Source organism: Kocuria sp. ICS0012, assembly GCF_001665945.1.
GTDB lineage: Bacteria > Actinomycetota > Actinomycetes > Actinomycetales > Micrococcaceae > Kocuria > Kocuria marina.
In genome coordinates this window covers 30613-47656 of sequence record NZ_LZMM01000031.1, presented here as the reverse complement: position 1 = coordinate 47656, position 17044 = coordinate 30613, and the positions used below count along the sequence as shown (strand labels likewise).

General features: G+C 70.7%; 14 protein-coding genes. All 14 read left to right on the top strand.

From position 1 onward, the window contains the following. Positions 1–23 precede the first annotated feature (23 nt). Positions 24–1208 (top strand): glutamine-hydrolyzing carbamoyl-phosphate synthase small subunit, encoded by a 1185-nt coding sequence (carA, locus tag A5728_RS04340; RefSeq protein ID WP_064845877.1) that lies wholly within the window; start codon positions 24–26, stop codon positions 1206–1208. Next, positions 1208–4528, top strand: coding sequence for a carbamoyl-phosphate synthase large subunit (gene carB / locus A5728_RS04335; RefSeq protein WP_064845876.1), 3321 nt, complete (start codon positions 1208–1210; stop codon positions 4526–4528). The genes carA and carB overlap by 1 nt, the downstream gene beginning before the upstream one ends. Before the next feature lie 40 nt (positions 4529–4568). Further along, positions 4569–5525: an orotidine-5'-phosphate decarboxylase gene (gene pyrF / locus A5728_RS04330; protein WP_064845910.1), complete on the top strand. Its 957-nt coding sequence runs from the start codon at positions 4569–4571 to the stop codon at positions 5523–5525. Between the two features lie 167 nt (positions 5526–5692). After that, entirely contained in the window at positions 5693–6007 is a 315-nt protein-coding gene (gene mihF / locus A5728_RS04325; protein WP_064845875.1) for an integration host factor, actinobacterial type, read from the top strand. A gap of 111 nt (positions 6008–6118) precedes the next feature. Further along, complete coding sequence (gene gmk, locus A5728_RS04320) at positions 6119–6694, top strand: guanylate kinase (protein ID WP_064845874.1); 576 nt, start codon at positions 6119–6121, stop codon at positions 6692–6694. A 73-nt stretch (positions 6695–6767) separates the two neighbouring features. Beyond that, positions 6768–7232, top strand: coding sequence for a DNA-directed RNA polymerase subunit omega (rpoZ, locus tag A5728_RS04315; RefSeq protein WP_369795608.1), 465 nt, complete (start codon positions 6768–6770; stop codon positions 7230–7232). Beyond that, the gene (coaBC, locus tag A5728_RS04310) at positions 7229–8527 is read left to right on the top strand and encodes a bifunctional phosphopantothenoylcysteine decarboxylase/phosphopantothenate--cysteine ligase CoaBC (RefSeq protein ID WP_082943230.1); all 1299 of its coding nucleotides are present in this window, start codon (positions 7229–7231) and stop codon (positions 8525–8527) included. The genes rpoZ and coaBC overlap by 4 nt, the downstream gene beginning before the upstream one ends. Positions 8528–8538: 11 nt before the next feature. Then, a complete protein-coding gene (gene metK, locus A5728_RS04305; RefSeq protein WP_156523383.1) occupies positions 8539–9744 on the top strand; it encodes a methionine adenosyltransferase in 1206 nt (401 codons plus the stop codon). A 29-nt stretch (positions 9745–9773) separates the two neighbouring features. Continuing rightward, positions 9774–12146 (top strand): primosomal protein N', encoded by a 2373-nt coding sequence (locus A5728_RS04300; RefSeq protein WP_231885504.1) that lies wholly within the window; start codon positions 9774–9776, stop codon positions 12144–12146. Between the two features lie 253 nt (positions 12147–12399). After that, positions 12400–12939 carry a DUF4242 domain-containing protein gene (locus tag A5728_RS04295; protein ID WP_064845871.1) on the top strand — a complete coding sequence of 180 codons (540 nt, stop codon included), beginning with the start codon at positions 12400–12402 and terminating at the stop codon, positions 12937–12939. A gap of 56 nt (positions 12940–12995) precedes the next feature. Further along, the gene (locus A5728_RS04290) at positions 12996–14081 is read left to right on the top strand and encodes an acyl-CoA dehydrogenase family protein (RefSeq protein ID WP_064845870.1); all 1086 of its coding nucleotides are present in this window, start codon (positions 12996–12998) and stop codon (positions 14079–14081) included. Further along, on the top strand, positions 14078–14839 hold the full coding sequence (locus A5728_RS04285) for an ABC transporter ATP-binding protein (protein WP_231885503.1): 762 nt from the start codon (positions 14078–14080) through the stop codon (positions 14837–14839). The genes A5728_RS04290 and A5728_RS04285 overlap by 4 nt, the downstream gene beginning before the upstream one ends. Next, positions 14836–16014: an ABC transporter substrate-binding protein gene (locus tag A5728_RS04280; protein ID WP_064845869.1), complete on the top strand. Its 1179-nt coding sequence runs from the start codon at positions 14836–14838 to the stop codon at positions 16012–16014. The genes A5728_RS04285 and A5728_RS04280 overlap by 4 nt, the downstream gene beginning before the upstream one ends. Before the next feature lie 179 nt (positions 16015–16193). Next, the gene (locus tag A5728_RS04275; RefSeq protein ID WP_229566321.1) at positions 16194–16931 is read left to right on the top strand and encodes an ABC transporter permease; all 738 of its coding nucleotides are present in this window, start codon (positions 16194–16196) and stop codon (positions 16929–16931) included. The last annotated feature ends 113 nt before the right edge of the window (positions 16932–17044 follow it).

Genomic DNA, 17044 nt, shown 5'->3' with positions numbered 1-17044 from the left:
ACGCTCAACGAAAGGAGTTCGCCATGAACTCACCACGCATCGAACCGGCCGTCATGGTCCTCGAGGACGGCACGGTGTTCGAGGGCCGCGCCTGGGGTGCCCCCGGGACGGCCTTCGGCGAAGCGGTCTTCGCGACCGGGATGACCGGCTACCAGGAGACCCTGACCGACCCCTCGTACGCGGGGCAGATCGTGATCCAGACCGCCCCGCACATCGGCAACACGGGCGTGAACCTGGACGACATGGAATCCCGCAAGATCTGGGTCAACGGCTTCGTGGTGCGTGACCCCGCCCGCCGGCCCTCCAACTGGCGCAGCGAGCGCAGCCTGGACGAGGAGCTCGCCGAGCAGGGCATCACCGGGATCCAGGGCGTGGACACCCGCGCGCTGACCCGCCACCTGCGCGACAAGGGTGCGATGCGCGCCGGGATCTTCTCCGGCGATCAGGCCGGTGAGCCCGTGGCCCAGCTCGTGCAGCGGGTCACCGAGCAGCCGGGGATGGCGGGCCGCGCGCTCGCCGAGCACGTGAGCACGGACGAGACCTACGTGGTGGAGCCGCGCGAACACGGCTGGGACGCCCCGGTGCGCCACGAGGTGGTCGCGGTGGACCTGGGGATCAAGTCCATGACCCCGCAGCGCCTGGCCGAACGCGGGGTACGTGTGCACGTGGTGCCCGCGGACGTGAGCTTTGAGCAGGTCCAGGCGCTGCACCCGGACGGCGTGTTCTTCTCGAACGGCCCGGGGGACCCGGCCACCGCGGACGAGCAGGTGGCCCTGCTGCGCCGCGTGCTGGACGAGGGCATCCCGTTCTTCGGGATCTGCTTCGGTAACCAGCTGCTCGGCCGCGCGCTGGGCTTCGGGACGTACAAGCTCACGTTCGGCCACCGCGGGATCAACCAGCCGGTCATGGACCTCGCCACGGGCACGGTGGAGATCACCTCCCAGAACCACGGCTTCGCGGTGGACGCGCCCGTGGGGGAGCCCGTGACCGCGCCCGAGTCACGCTACGGGCGAGTCAGCGTGTCCCACGTGGGGCTCAACGACGACGTCGTGGAAGGACTGCGCTGCGAGGACATCCCCGCGTTCTCGGTGCAATACCACCCCGAGGCCGCCGCGGGTCCGCACGACTCCGCCTACCTCTTCGACCGCTTTATCGACATGATGGACCGGGCCGGTCAGAGCCCCGATCCGGAAGCAGGAGACAAGTAATGCCCCGCAGGCAAGACCTCAACAGCGTCCTGGTGATCGGCTCCGGTCCCATCGTGATCGGGCAGGCCGCCGAGTTCGACTACTCCGGGACCCAGGCCCTGCGCGTGCTCAAGGATGAGGGGCTGCGCGTGATCCTGGTCAACTCCAACCCGGCCACGATCATGACCGATCCCGAGTTCGCGGACGCCACCTACGTGGAACCCATCACCCCGGAGACGGTCGAGAAGATCATCGCGAAGGAACGTCCCGACGCCGTGCTGCCCACCCTGGGCGGGCAGACCGCGCTGAACACGGCCCTGGCCCTGGACGCCAACGGCGTGCTCGAGAAGTACGACGTCGAGCTGATCGGCGCGGACGTGGACGCGATCAACCTGGGCGAGGACCGCGAGGCCTTCAAGGGCGTCGTCGAACGCTGCGGCGCGGAGTCCGCGCGCTCGATCATCGTGCACTCCATGGACGAGGCGCTCGTCGCCGCCGAGAAGCTCGGTTACCCCATGGTCGTGCGCCCGTCCTTCACGATGGGCGGATTGGGCTCGGGTCTCGCGTACGACGAGACCGATCTGCACCGCATCGCCGGCGCCGGGATCCAGTACTCACCCACCTCGGAGGTGCTCCTCGAGGAGTCCATCCTGGGGTGGAAGGAGTACGAGCTCGAGATGATGCGCGACGCCAACGACAACGTGGTGGTCGTGTGCTCGATCGAGAACGTGGACCCGGTGGGCGTGCACACGGGCGATTCGATCACTGTGGCCCCGGCCCTGACCCTGACCGACCGCGAGTACCAGCGCATGCGTGACATCGCGATCGCCGTGATCCGTGAAGTGGGCGTGGACACAGGCGGGTGCAACATCCAGTTCGCGGTGGAACCCGCAACCGGGCGGATCGTGGTCATCGAGATGAACCCGCGCGTCTCCCGTTCCTCGGCGCTCGCGTCCAAGGCCACGGGCTTCCCGATCGCCAAGATCGCGACCAAGCTGTCCCTGGGGTACACGCTCGACGAGATCCCCAACGACATCACGCAGAAGACCCCCGCGAGCTTCGAGCCCACCCTGGACTACGTGGTCGTGAAGGTCCCGCGCTTCGCGTTCGAGAAGTTCCCGGCCGCGGACCCCACGCTGACCACGACCATGAAGTCGGTGGGTGAGGCCATGGCGATCGGGCGCAACTTCACCGAGGCGCTGCAGAAGGCCATGCGCTCGCTCGAGCAGAAGGGTTCGTCCTTCAGCTTCGCCCGCCCGGCCGTGGAGCCCGGGCCCAACACGGTGGCCCGGCTCGTGGAGACGTGCCGCGAGACCACCACCCACCGGTTGCGCAACGTGCAGCAGGCCCTTCTCGCGGGTGCGAGCGTGGAACAGGTCTTCGAGGCCACGGCGATCGACCCGTGGTTCCTGGACCAGATCCAGTTGCTCAACGAGACCGCGGACCTGGTGCGCGCGGACCCGGACCTGCGCCCGGTCACGCTGCGGGAGGCCAAGCGCCACGGCTTCTCCGATGCCCAGATCGGTGAGCTGGTCCACCTCGAGGAATCGGTGGTGCGCGGGGTGCGCCACGCGCTGGACATCCGCCCCGTCTACAAGACCGTGGACACGTGCGCCGCCGAGTTCGAGGCGTTCACCCCGTACCACTACTCGAGCTACGACCGCGAAACGGAGGTGGCCCCGCACGAGAAGCCTTCGGTCATGATCCTGGGTTCCGGGCCCAACCGGATCGGGCAGGGGATCGAATTCGACTACTCGTGCGTGCACGCGTCCATGGTGTTGCGCGAGGCCGGGTACGAGACCGTGATGCTCAACTGCAACCCGGAGACCGTTTCGACCGACTACGACATCTCCACGAGGCTGTACTTCGAACCGCTCACGTTCGAGGACGTCATGGAGGTCGTGGAGGCCGAGCGCCGCTCGGGTGGGCTGCTCGGTGTCTTCGTGCAGCTCGGCGGGCAGACCCCGCTCAAGCTCGCGGCTGACCTCAAGGCCGCGGGCGTGCCGATCCTCGGGACGACCCCCGAGGCGATCGACCTGGCCGAGGACCGCGGGGAGTTCGCGCGCGTGCTCACTGAGGCGGGGTTGCGCCAGCCCAAGAACGGCACGGCCCACACCTTCGAGCAGGCCAGCCGGATCGCCCACGAGATCGGCTACCCCGTGCTGGTGCGCCCGTCCTACGTGCTCGGGGGGCGCGGGATGGAGATCGTCTACGACGAGGCGTCCCTGAAGTCCTACCTCGAGAACGCGACCGAGGTCAGCCCGAGCCGCCCGGCCCTGATCGACAAGTTCCTCGAGGACGCGATCGAGATCGACGTGGACGCGCTCTACGACGGCAAGGACTGCTACGTGGGCGGGATCATGGAGCACATCGAGGAGGCCGGGATCCACTCCGGTGACTCCGCGTGCGTGCTGCCCCCCATCACCCTGGGCCCGGACGTGATCTCCCGCGTGCGCGAGGCCACCGAAGCCATTGCGCGCGGCGTGGGCGTGAAGGGTCTGATCAACCTACAGTTCGCTCTCGCCTCAGATGTGCTCTACGTGATCGAGGCCAACCCGCGGGCCTCGCGCACGGTGCCGTTCGTGTCCAAGGCCACGGGCGTGCAGATGGCCAAGGCCGCCGCGCTGATCGGTACCGGGCGCACCGTGGCCGAGCTGCGCGAGCAGGGGATGCTCCCCGCGGACTACGACGGCACGACCCTGCCCGAGCAGACCCCCACCGCGGTCAAGGAGGTCGTGCTGCCGTTCGCGCGCTTCCGCACCCCGGAGGGCACCGTGGTGGACTCCCTGCTGGGCCCCGAGATGCGCTCCACGGGTGAGGTCATGGGCATCGACCGCTACTTCGACACCGCGTTCGCCAAGGCGCAGGCCGCCGCGGGCGGGCCGCTGCCCACGTCCGGGCGGTTGTTCGTCTCGGTGGCCAACAAGGACAAGCGCTCCGCGGTGATCCCCGTGAAGATGTTCGCGGACCTGGGCTTCGAGATCGTCTCCACGGGCGGCACGGCCCAGGTGCTGCGGCGCAACGGCATCGAGTCCACGGTCGTGGCCAAGATCGCCGACGCCGACGACGGGTCCCCCTCGGTCGCGGACCTGATCACGGACGGGAAGATCGACCTGATCTTCAACACGCCCTCCGGCGGTCAGCAGGCCCGCGGCGACGGGTACCAGATCCGTGCGGCGGCCACGTCCGTGGGCGTGCCCACCATGACGACGGTCTCGGAGCTCGGTGCGGCGCTGCAGGCGATCACCGCGCAGCGGCAGTACTCGTGGTCCGTGACGTCCCTGCAGGAGCACGAGCAGAAGCTGCGGGAGCAGGTCGCCGCGGGGGACACCCGTGGCTGAGTTCGCGCGCGTTCCCTTCGGGGCCCGCCTCGAACGGGCGATGACCGTTGCGGGTCCATTGTGCGTGGGCATCGACCCCCACCCGTCCCTGTTGGACGCGTGGGGGCTGCCCGCCACGGCGAACGGCCTCGAACGCTTCGCGCTGGGCGTCCTGGAGGCCGCGGCGGAGCGGTGTGCGGCCGTGAAACCGCAGGTCGCCCTGTTCGAGGCGTACGGTTCCGCGGGCTTCGCGGTGCTCGAGCGCGTCCTGCGGGAGTCCCGCGCGGCCGGGCTGCTGAGCATCGCGGACGCCAAGCGCGGGGACATCGGTTCCACCATGGCGGCCTACGCGAGCGCGTGGCTCTCCGACGACTCGCCCCTCGCGGCCGACGCCGTGACGCTGAGTCCCTACCTCGGCTTCGAGTCCCTGCGCCCGGCACTGGACCTCGCGCGTGAGACCGGGCGCGGGACGTTCGTGCTCGCGCTGACCTCCAACCCGGAGGGCGCGTCCGTCCAGCACGTGGGCGGCACCGGGTCCGTGGCCGGGTCCGTCCTGGCCGCGATCGCCCGGGAGAACGCGACGGCGCAGCCCCGGCCGGGCACGGCGTCGTCGTCCCCGGACGGTTCGACGGCGCCGTCGGACGGCGCCACCGCGGCGGCCGTTCGCGGCGTCACCGGCGCCAATACGGGGGCCGGGAACAATCGTGATGAAATCGTGACGTCACCGTCGGTGGCCACCCTGGGCTCGTGTGGAGCGGTGATCGGGGCGACCGTGGGGGAGGCCCTGGCGTCCCTGGACATCGATCTGAGCACCCTGAACGGGCCGATCCTGGCCCCCGGTTACGGTGCCCAGGGCGCGGACGCCGCGGCCGTGGCCACGGTGTTTGAGCACGTCAGGCCCACAGTGCTCGCGAACTCCTCGCGAGGTGTGCTGCGTCACGGTCCCGACGTCCCCGCGCTGCGGGACGCCATCGACCGCAGCACCGAGGAACTACGCACGCACCTCCAGCTCTCCTGAGACCCCCGTGAACGCCCCTGGCGGCGGCCCGAAAGGCCACGTCAGGGGGGCGTTCATCGTGTTTACGGCGGCAAACGTGTCCGGTACTTTCAGGGGGACGGCTTGCGTGCGTCCCCCCCCATCAGGCGCACGGCCGAGCCGCTGTCACACGAGGAGGAGAGCTGGGCATGGCATTGCGGCCACTGACGGACGAAGAGCGCGCACGCGCGCGCGAGAAAGCCACGGCGGCGCGGACCGCGCGGGCGGAGATCAAGAAGGGACTGCGGGACGGGTCGATCACCGTGGCACAAGTGCTGCGCAGGGGCGAGGAGGACGAAGCCGTCAGCCGCCTCAAGGTCACCGAACTGCTCGAGGCCACCCCCGGGATCGGGAAGGTGCGCTCGGCGGCGATCATGAAGCAGATCGGGATCGCACCCACCCGCCGGGTGCGTGGCCTGGGTCAGCACCAGCGCAAGGCGCTCGTGGACTACCTGGACCGCTGAACCCTGGTCCCCGATCCGCACGATCCCGGGCGCAACCACTAGGACCCGCGGTTGATACAGTGACGGGCGAGCTGACCGCTCGCCCGTCACCGTCTTCTCCCGGAGGTATCCGTGCGTCCCACACCCACCGTGACCGTTCTGGCCGGCCCCACGGCCGTGGGCAAAGGAACGGTGTCCACCTATATCCGGGACCACTACCCGCAGGTGTGGTTGTCCGTCTCGGCCACCACGCGTGCGCCGCGGCCCGGCGAGGTGGAGGGCGTGCACTACTTCTTCGTCAGCGACGCCGAGTTCGACGACATGATCGATCGCCACGACCTGCTCGAATGGGCGGTCGTGCACAACCTCAACCGGTACGGCACACCGCGCCACAAAGTGGAGGAAGCGCTCGCGGCCGGGCGCAGCGTCCTGCTCGAGATCGACCTGCAGGGAGCGCGCAGCGTGCGCCAGGCCATGCCGGACGCCCAGTTCGTGTTCCTGGCCCCGCCGAGCTGGGAGGAAATGGTGCACCGGCTCGTGGGCCGGGGCACCGAGACCCCCGAGCAACAGCAGCGTCGGCTGGAAACGGCTAAACTGGAACTCGCGGCGCAATCAGAGTTTGATCACACCGTCGTCAACGACACGGTGGAACGCGCCGCCGCCGAACTCGTGGCCCTCATGGGGTTGCCGAGCACATCGCACCGTTGAGGCGGTCACCCGCCCCGGATCCGCGCAGCCCCCACGGCCAGTAGCACCACCTTTTCCGTCCACCACAGGAGTCATGAAACACGTGAGCACGAACAACGAAGGCATCGTCAACCCGCCCGTCGATCGGTTGCTCGACAAGACGGATTCCAAGTACGGACTCGTGATCTTCGGGGCCCGCCGAGCCCGCCAGATCAACGCCTACTACTCGCAGTTGCACGAGGGTCTGTTCGAGTACGTGGGTCCGCTCGTGGATACCCAGCTCAACGAGAAGCCCTTGTCCATCGCGTTCCGCGAGGTCGACGAGGGCCTGATCGAGGCCGTGCACGTGGACCACGCCGGGTTCACCCCCAACGGCCAGATGGTCAACGACGAGCCCACCGCCACGGACATGTTCACCGGCGACTTCTTCGCCCAGGGTGAGCAGGACGGCACCGCGGTCTTCTCCGACGGCGTCCAGCTGGGGGAGACCTCCGAGGAGATCCCGGCCGCGGACACCGAGGACCCCGCCGAGGGTTCCGCAGAGTCCTCCGAGCAGTGACCGACCCGCACAGCCGCGACGCCCCCGTCCCCTCCGCGCCCCGCGCCCCGTTGCGCGTGGTGTTGGGTGTGGGCGGGGGCATCGCCGCATACAAGGCCGCCCTGCTGTCCCGGTTGTTCTCCGAGGCCGGCCACCACGTGGTGCCCATGCCCACCGAGGCCGCCCTGCAGTTCGTGGGTGCGCCCACGTGGGAGGCCCTCACGGGCGAGCACGTCTCGGGGTCGGTCTTCGACCGGATCGACACGGTCAACCACGTGGCCCAGGGCCAGGCCGCGGACCTCGTGGTGATCGCCCCGGCCACGGCGGACCTCATGGCCCGGGTGGCCCACGGGCACGCGGACGACCTGCTGACCACCACGGTGCTCGCGACCGCCGCGCCCGTGCTGCTGGCCCCGGCCATGCACACCGAGATGTGGCAGAACCCGGCCACGCAGCGCAACGTCGCCCTGTTGCGCGAGCACGGCCACACGGTCCTCGACCCGGCCAGCGGTCGGCTCACGGGCAAGGACAGCGGCCCGGGCCGGTTGCCCGAGCCGCAGGAGATCTTCGACGCCGCGCTCGCCCTCGTGGACCCCGCCTCCAGCTCCGCCCACTCATCGTCCGACGGCGACGACGCTCTGCGCGGACGCCGCGTCCTGGTCACCGCGGGCGGAACGCGCGAAGCCCTGGATCCCGTGCGCTTCCTGGGCAACCGGTCCTCGGGCAAGCAGGGCGTAGCCCTGGCCCGTGCCGCGCGCGACGCGGGCGCACACGTGCACCTGATCGCCGCGCACGTGGAGACCGAGCTGCCGAGCGGCGTCGACATCACGCGCGTGTCCTCGGCGCGTGAGCTGCAGGACGCGACCCTGGCTGCCGCGCGCGAGGCCGACGTCGTGATCATGGCCGCCGCCGTGGCGGACTACCGCCCGGACGCCGTGGGCGAGCACAAGATGAAGAAGTCCGAGGACGGCGCGGACCCCGTGATCCGGCTGGTGCGCAACCCGGACATCCTGCGCGCCGTCGTGGCCCAGCGTGCCGAGCGCTCTCTCGAGCAGCTGATCGTGGGCTTCGCCGCCGAGACCGGGGACGCCGAGCACTCGGTGCTCGACTTCGCCCGCGCCAAGCTCGAACGCAAGGGCTGCGACCTGCTCGTGCTCAACGAGGTGGGCACGGACAAGGTCTTCGGTCGCGACGACACCGAGGTCACGGTGCTCTCGGCCCGCTCGAGCGAGGACCGCGGGGCGCACGGGACCAAGGACGAGGTGGCGCGGTTCGTGGTGCAGCGCATCGCCGAGGACATCCGCACCGACGGGTAATGTGGTCTCCCGTGAACGAAGCGAGCAAGCACCTGAGAATCTTCACGTCCGAGTCGGTGACCGAGGGGCACCCGGACAAGATCTGTGACCAGATCTCCGACGCGATCCTGGACGCTCTGCTAACCGAGGATCCCAATTCCTCGGTGGCCGTGGAGACCATGGTCACCACGGGCCTCGTGCACGTGGCGGGCGAGGTCAAGACGGACGCTTATGTGGAGATCCCCCACATCGTGCGCAAGACCCTGCTGGATATCGGGTACAACTCCTCCGTGCACGGTTTCGACGGCGAGTTCTGCGGTGTGTCCATCAGCGTGGGCGAGCAGTCCAACGAGATCTACGAGGGTGTGTTCACGTCCCTCGAGGAGCGCACCGGTGCCGCGCGTGACCCCCGGGACGCGCAGGGCGCAGGGGACCAGGGCATCATGTTCGGGTACGCCTCGGACGAGACCGACACGCTCATGCCCGCCCCCATTCTGCTGGCGCACCGGCTGTCCGAGCAGCTCACCCGGGTGCGCAAGACCGCGGTGCTGCCCGGTCTGCGCCCGGACGGCAAGACTCAGGTGACCCTGGGCTACGACGGGCACACCCCCGTCTCCGTGGACACGGTGGTCGTCTCCTCCCAGCACGCGGAGAACTACGACCTGGACCAGCTCACCCGCGATCTCACGACCAGCGTGATCAGCCCCGTCCTGGAGGACTCCGGGCTGGACCTGTCCGCGACCAAGATCATCGTCAACCCCGCGGGCAACTTCGTGCGCGGCGGTCCCGTGGGGGACGCCGGGTTGACCGGACGCAAGATCATCGTGGACACCTACGGTGGTATGGCCCGCCACGGCGGCGGCGCGTTCTCCGGCAAGGACCCCTCCAAGGTGGACCGCTCCGCCGCGTACGCGATGCGCTGGGTCGCCAAGAACGTCGTGGCCGCCGGACTGGCCCGCCGTGCGGAGGTCCAGGTGGCCTACGCGATCGGTCAGGCCCGTCCCGTGGGCCTGTATGTGGAGACCTTCGGCACCGAGACCGTGGACCCCGCGCGGATCGAAAAGGCGATCTCCGAGGTGTTCGACCTGCGGCCGTTGGCGATCATCGAGGACCTGGACCTCAAGCGCCCCATCTACGCCAAGACCGCCGCCCACGGTCACTTCGGCCGTCATGACCCCGACTTCACGTGGGAGCGCACGGACCGGGTCCAGGAGTTGCGTTCCGCCGCGGGGCTGTGAGCCCCGGCCCCGCCGGGACGGAGCCCGCCATGCCGGAGTCTCCCAGGCTGGAGTCGGCGGGCACCGCGCGCCCGGGCTCCGCGACTGCGGGTTCCGTCCCCGCGGACCGGGACACCCCCGAGCGGGACACGTCCGGTGAGCAGCTCGCGCTCGCGGGTCTGCCCGAGGCCGCACCCCCGGACCAGCCGCGTACTTTGCCCCGAAAGGCCCTGGGCTCCGAGGGTCGCGCGGCGCGCGACCCCGTGGCCAAGGTCCTGCTCGAGGCCTACGTTCCGCACCTGGACCGGGTCTTCGATTACCGCGTGACCGCTGCCCTCGACGACCAGGCGGTCGTGGGGTCCAAGGTCTCGGTGGTTTTCGCGGGCCGGAAGATGTCCGGGTGGGTCGTGGATCGTGTGGCCCACACGGACGTCCCCGAGGACCGATTGCTGCCCATCCGCCGTGTGCTCACGCCGCTGCCGGTGGCCCGCCCCGAGATCGTCGAGCTCGCGCAGGCCGTGGCCGAACGCTGCGCGGGCACGGTCGCGGACGTCCTGCGGGTCGCGATTGCCCCGCGGGTCGCGCGGGTGGATAAGGAGTTCGCGGCTCCCGAAGCTGCCGAGACCTCCGAGACGGGCGTTGTGAATGCGGACGACGACGCCGCGGTGCCGGCCGACCTATCAGCGGGCCCCGCTTCCGACGGCGCCGCCGATGCGGACCCGACCGCGGCCCCCGAGCCCGGCCGAGCGCCCTCGTCTCCCGTGGAGCCCGCGACGACCGGCTGGCAGCACTACACGGGCGGCCTGGAGTTCGTGGCGTCCGTGGGGCGTGGTGAGCCGGCGCGCGCGGTCGTGGAGGTACTGCCCTCGGCCGGGGACCATGACTGGGCGGGGCTGACCGCGAGCGCCATGGCCACCGCGTACGCCGCTGGTCGTGGGGCTGTGGGCGTGGTCGCGGACCATAAGGCACTGGAGCGGCTCGAACGGGCGCTGTGCGAGCTGGTGGGGGAGGACGTCGTCGTCCGCCTGCACGCCGACGACGGACCCACGCCCCGCTACCGGGGGTTCCTCGAGCTCGCGCTCGGGAAGAAGCGCCTGGCCGTGGGCACGCGCTCTGCCGCGTACGCGCCGGTGCAGGACCTCGCGCTCGTGTGTTGTCATGACGACGGGGACGTGAACTTCGTGGAGCAGCGCGCCCCCTACCAGCACACGCGGGACGTGTTGTTGCTGCGTACCCAGCAGCAGGGTCTGGCCGCGCTGTTCACGGGGTATGCGGTGAGTCCCGAGGCGCTGCGGCTCGTGGCCACAGGGTGGGCGGCGCGCGTGGCACCAGATCGCGCGGACCTGCGCCGGTTCTCCCCGCGCATCGAAGCGACCTCCGATTCCTACAACACCGCCCTCGACCCGCTCGCGGCGCGCGCCCGGTTGCCGCACGAGGCGTTCCGGGTGGCACGCGAGGCCCTGAAGTCCGGGCCCGTGCTCGTGCAGGTGGCGCGCAAGGGCTATGCTCCCGTGCTGGCCTGCCAGCGGTGCCGTACGCCCGCGTGCTGCCAGGCATGCGACGGGCCCCTCGCGCTGGATTCCGCCCACGCCGTGCCGGTGTGCACGTGGTGCGGGCGTCACGCCCATGACTGGCGGTGCGTGGAGTGTGGGTTCACCCGGGTGCGATTGAGCACCGTGGGGGCGTCCCGGACCGCGGAGGAGCTGGGCCGTTCGTTCCCGCAGGTGCCCGTGATCTCGTCGAGCGAGCGCACCGTGCGGCCCCGGGTGGGGTCCGCCCCGGCGCTCGTGGTGGCGACGCCGGGAGCGGAGCCCGTCGCGGACGGCGGCTACGCCGCCGCGCTGTTGCTGGACGGCAACCGGATGCTTGCCCGGCCGTGGCTGCGTGCGGAGGAGCAGACCCTGCGCCGGTGGTTTAACGCCGCTGCCCTGGTGCGGGCGTCCTCCGACGGCGGCACCGTGGTGGTCACCGCGGACCTGGACCGTGCCGTCTCGGCGCTCGTGCGCTGGGACCCGGCTGGGCACGCGGAGCGAGAGCTGCGGGAGCGCCACGAGCTGGGTCTGCCACCGGCTGTGCGGACAGCGGCGCTGACCGGCCCGCGGGATGCCGTGGACGCCACCCTGCGGGACCTCGCGCTGCCCGAGCGCGTTCGTGTGGTTGGCCCCGCACCGGTGGAGCAGACTCCCGGCAATGGCGCCGACCTTGCTGAGACCGTCACCAACGACGCCGCCACTCTGGACGGCGCCGACGCCGCCCGCTCCTGGGAGCGCGGCGGGAACCGGCCCTACCGTGCGCTGCTGTTCTTCGGCTTCGGGATCGCGCCGCGGGTCACCGGTGCCCTGCGGGCGGAGAAGGCACGCGCCTCCGCGCTGCGCGAACACGCGCCGGTCACGGTGCGCTGCGACGTCGCCGACCTGCTGTAGGGCGCGTCACAGCCGTCGTCGACGGACCCTGACGTGCCGCGGATCGCGAGGCGGGACCCGGACCGCATGCGTGCACCAGGACTGGCTGACCTGCTCAGTCAAATGTGTCGAATTGTTAATCCTCTTGCACGGGGTGGACGGGGCAGTCCTACGGTGGAGGGCACGTTCACGCGGGGTGGCACCGCGCACCGGGGCAAAGAGTCCCGGCGTGCGCGCGAGTCATCACCGCAGACCCGTTCCCGAAAGGATCCGCATGTCGCTGCAGCTCATTGAAATTGTTCCCGCCGTGGCCGAGAAGGAGGCCGTGCGCTCGATCATCGACGCGACGTCGAGCGCTGTCACGCAGGCCTCTGCCGAACTCATCGAGTCCCAGGTGACGGCGGACCACGCTCGCGTGTTCGTCATCGTGGAGACGCAGCAGGACACGCCCGAGGGTCTTGCGCAGACCGTGCGCACGGCGCTGGGCGAGTCCGTCACCGAGGTCACCGGCCCGGACGAGGTACGCCTGGTGGGCGCGGAGCTCGAGGACATCAAGAAGCTCCGTGGCCAGACCGACTACCTCGTGGAGTGGGACATCCCCGCCGAAATCACCATGGAGCAGTACCTCACCCGCAAGAAGGCGAACGCGCCCAAGTACGCCGAGGTTCCCGAGGTGTCGTTCCTGCGCACCTACGTGCGCGAGGACACCGCCAAGTGCCTGTGCTTCTACAACGCACCGGACGAGGACGCCGTGGCGCGCGCCCGCGCGGCTGTGGACACCCCCTTCGACCGGATGTTCAAGCTCGAGGTCTGAGTCCCGCGTCCACCCATCACCACCACCGGGTGCCGCGGCCCGTCAGAACGGAACCCATGTCCCAGCCCAGTGCTTCGGCAACCTTCGAGACTGCCTCCGACCAGGAGCTCCTGGCCCCACTGACCGACTACCCGGAACACGGCCTGGTCCGGGCACGCGCGGCCGAGCGTGCCAGGGCCACCGACGAGGCGGACACCACCCCGTTCGAGACCCTGCGCGAGCTCGGGCAGCGGGGCCTGCTGGACCTGGGTCTCGGGGGCGGGGACCTGCGTGGACAGGCAGCCGTCGTCTTCGACCTCGCGGCCGAGTGCACGGCCACGGCGTTCTCACTGTGGGGCCACCGCTCCGGCCTCGAGTACCTCGACGCGGTGGGGGCGCCCGTCGCGTCTGAGCTGCGCACCGGTGACGTGCCGCTGTGCTCCGCCATGGCACCGGCGTTCAAGGCCGCGGCGGGTATCGGTGAGATCCCCGTGACGCTCACCCGCCGGGGGGACCACCTGGTGCTCGACGGCACCGTGCCGTGGGCCTCGAACCTGTACCCGGACGCCGTCGTGATCCTGCCGGTCGTCCGGGAGGACGGACGCCCCGCGATCGTCCGCACCCGGGTGGCGGCCCGCGGGGTCAGCGTGCGGCCGCTGGAGAACCTCATGGCGCTCAACGCCACGGCGTCCGGCATCCTGCGCCTGGAGGGTGTGGAGATCGACGCGGAGCAGGACGTCCTCACCGAGGACGTCCCCGGGTTCCTGGCCACGGTCCGCGGACCGTTCCTGCTGCTGCAGACCTCGTTCTGCCTCGGTCTCTCCGCGGCGGCGCTGACGAGCGCGCGGGAGAACCTGGGCGGCGTCGGCGAGATGTTCCGCGAGGACCTGGACGACGCCGTGGCGGAGCAGCAGCGCCTGCGCGCGGACCTCGTGCGCCTGGCACGGGAACCGCGTGCCGCCGCACCCCGCGAGCTCCTGCAGTTGCGCCTCGACGCAGCCCTGCTCACCGGCGAGGCCACCCGCCTGGAGGCGAAGATCGTGGGCGGCCGTGGCTACGCGCTGTCCTCGCCCACGGCGCGCCGCGCACGGGAAGCAGCGTTTCTGCCCGTCCAGTCGCCCACGGAAGGCCACCTGCGGTGGGAACTGCGCAGGCTCGGGTGAGGCACGGGCACGACGGCACCGCGGTGACCACGGACCCGGGCACGGCGCTGCGGGTGCACGGTGTCAGCAAAACCTACCCGGGGGCCTCCGACCCCGCCCTCGACGGCGTGGACCTCACCCTGCACCGGGGCGAGACCCTCGCCGTGCTGGGCCCCAGCGGTTCCGGGAAGTCCACCCTGCTGCGTGCCATCGCCGGGCTCGAGACCCTCGACGGAGGCAGTATCGAGTTCTCGGACCCTGACGCCCGCCTTGCCGTGGTCTTCCAGACCCCGGCACTGTTCCCCTGGCTGTCCGTGCGGCGCAACATCGCCCTCGGCGGCAGGTACCGGCGCAACCGCGACCGTTTCGACGACGAGCACGTGGGCGAGCTGCTCGAGATCCTCGGCCTCTCCCACCTCGCCCACACCCCCGTGGAGGAGCTCTCCGGCGGCCAGGCCCAGCGGGTCTCCGTGGGCAGGGCGCTCGCCGTGCGCCCGGACGTGCTGCTGCTCGACGAACCCTTCAGCGCGCTGGACCCCGCCACCCGCGAGGACCTGCAGCAGTGGCTGCGGCAGCTGACCACTGACCTCGGGCTGACGGTCTTCCTGGTCACGCACGACGTCGCCGAGGCCATGGCGTTGGGGGACCGCATCGGCTTCTTCGCCGGACCGCGCGGTTTTCGGCGGCAGTGGGTTCCGTCCCAGGACGGCACCACGGCCGGACAGATTCTCGCGACGTACCGCGGCACGGACGACGAGGCGGGAACCTGGGAGATATGAGCGGGTCTCTCACCACACGGCGGACCGTCCTGCGCGCCGGGACCGCGGCGGTGGCACTGACGGGTGCGGCGTGGGGCGCCGGTTCCCTCTACACGGGAACCCGCATCGGCAGCGGTGGTGACGGCGGCTCACGGCCCGTGCGCATCGGGTACCTGCCGATCACTGATGCCGCGCCCCTGCTGGTTGCCCACGCCAACGGCTACTACGACGACGCCGGGGTGGCCGTCGCGCGGCCCGTCCTGTTCCGCAGCTGGTCCTCACTGTCCGAGGCCTTCGTGGCGGGCAAGGTGGAGGCCATCCACATGCTCATGCCCATGGCCCTGTACATGCGCTACGAGCTGCAGGCGGACGTGCGGATCACGGCGTGGAACCACACGAACGGCTCTTCGCTCACTGTGCACCCGGAGATCACGGACCTGGCGGGGCTTGCCGGCCGCACCGTGGCGATTCCCGCGTGGTGGTCCATCCACAACGTGGTGGTGCAGAAGATGCTCCGCGCCGAGGGGCTGACACCCGTGATGCGTGAGAGCCCGTCCACGAGCGCCCGGACCGTGGCGCTGGTCCCGATGGCCCCCTCGGACATGCTGCCCGCACTGAACAACGGGGTGATCGGCGGGTACGTGGTCGCGGACCCGTTCAACGCGGCCGCGGAGGCGAAGCACGTGGGCACGATCCACCGGTTCCTGGGGGACGTGTGGCGGGACCACGCCTGCTGCGTGACCATGCTGCGCGGGGAGATGCTGAGGGATCGTCCCGAGCAGGCGGCGGGTTTCATGGACGCGCTGGTCCGCGCGCAGGCGTGGGCGCGGACAAACCGCCCCGAGACCGCGGCGGTGTTGGCCTCCGGCTACCTCCCGCAGCCGAAGCCCGTGATCCAGCGGGCCCTGACCTACACCGCGGCCGCGCACGCCGACGCGCTGCACCACCCTGACTGGCACGGCGAGTCGCTGGACTTCCGGCCCTACCCGTACCCGAGTTTCACGCAGGAGCTGGTGCGCGCGATGCAGGACACGGTGGTGGATGCCCCCGCCGGGTTCCTCACCGGGCTCGATCCTGCCACCGCGCACCGCGAGCTGGTGGACGACGCATTGGTGACCCGGAGCATCGCAAGGGCAGGCGGCTGGGGTGCGTTCGGGATGCACGGCACCACACGCACCGAGGAGATCCAGGCATGAGTCCCACATCCCGCAGCACGCCCGAGAGCACGGGCACGGATCTCGCCGCCGCACCGTCAGCGGGTGGCACCGGCTCGGCCCCTGTCCGAGACTCCAGAGCGGGTGCGCACAGTGACCGAGCGAAATCGGCGTCCACGTCCCGGAGACGGGCGGGCGGGGGCGCCGGACGAGGTGCGGCCGTGGCTTGGGGCACATTCGGCGTCCTCGTGACCGTGGCGGCGTGGTGGGCGTTCACCCACGCGGCCGCTGGCGGGTCCACGATGATCGCGGCTTTCCGCCCCGAGCAGCTGCCAGGTGCCGTCGGTTCGCTCCTGGAACGGGGAGTTGTGGTCCAGGACGCAGTCACGAGTCTGTGGCGCCTGCTCGGCGGTCTGTTGCTGGCGACGGCGATCGGCGTGCCGCTGGGACTGGTGATCGGTTCCTGGCAACGGGTGCGGTGGGCGAGCGCGCCCGTGGTGCAGTTCCTGCGGATGGTCTCGCCGCTGTCGTGGGCACCGGTGGCCGTGGCCCTGTTCGGAGTGGGCAGTGCGCCGGTGGTCTTCCTCGTGGCGGCCGCCGCCGTGTGGCCGATCACCCTGAACACCGCGGCGGGGGTCGCCGCGCTGGACCCGGCCCACCTCCGGGTGGCACGTACCCTGGGCGCAACACCGTTCGAGCGGCTGCTCACGGTGGTGTTTCCGAGCATCCGTCCTTACGTCATGACCGGGGTGCGCCTAGCGCTGGGCATCTCGTGGGTCGTGCTGGTGCCCGCGGAAATGCTTGGGGTCAGCACCGGGCTGGGCTACGAGATCCTCAACGCGAGGGACCGTCTGGCCTACGACGAGATGCTCGTGGTGATCCTCGTCATCGGGCTGCTCGGCATCGCGCTGGACGCCCTCGCCCAGTGGCTGCTGCGGGAACGGGTGGTGCGCACCTGAGGGGGTCGGCGACGTCGCCCCCGGTCACCGTCCGGAGCGCTGGCTGCTGAAACCTTCCGGGCTGAAGACCCCAGGGCCGAGAACCGGGGGGGCGAGTACGGGGGAGCTGTGCA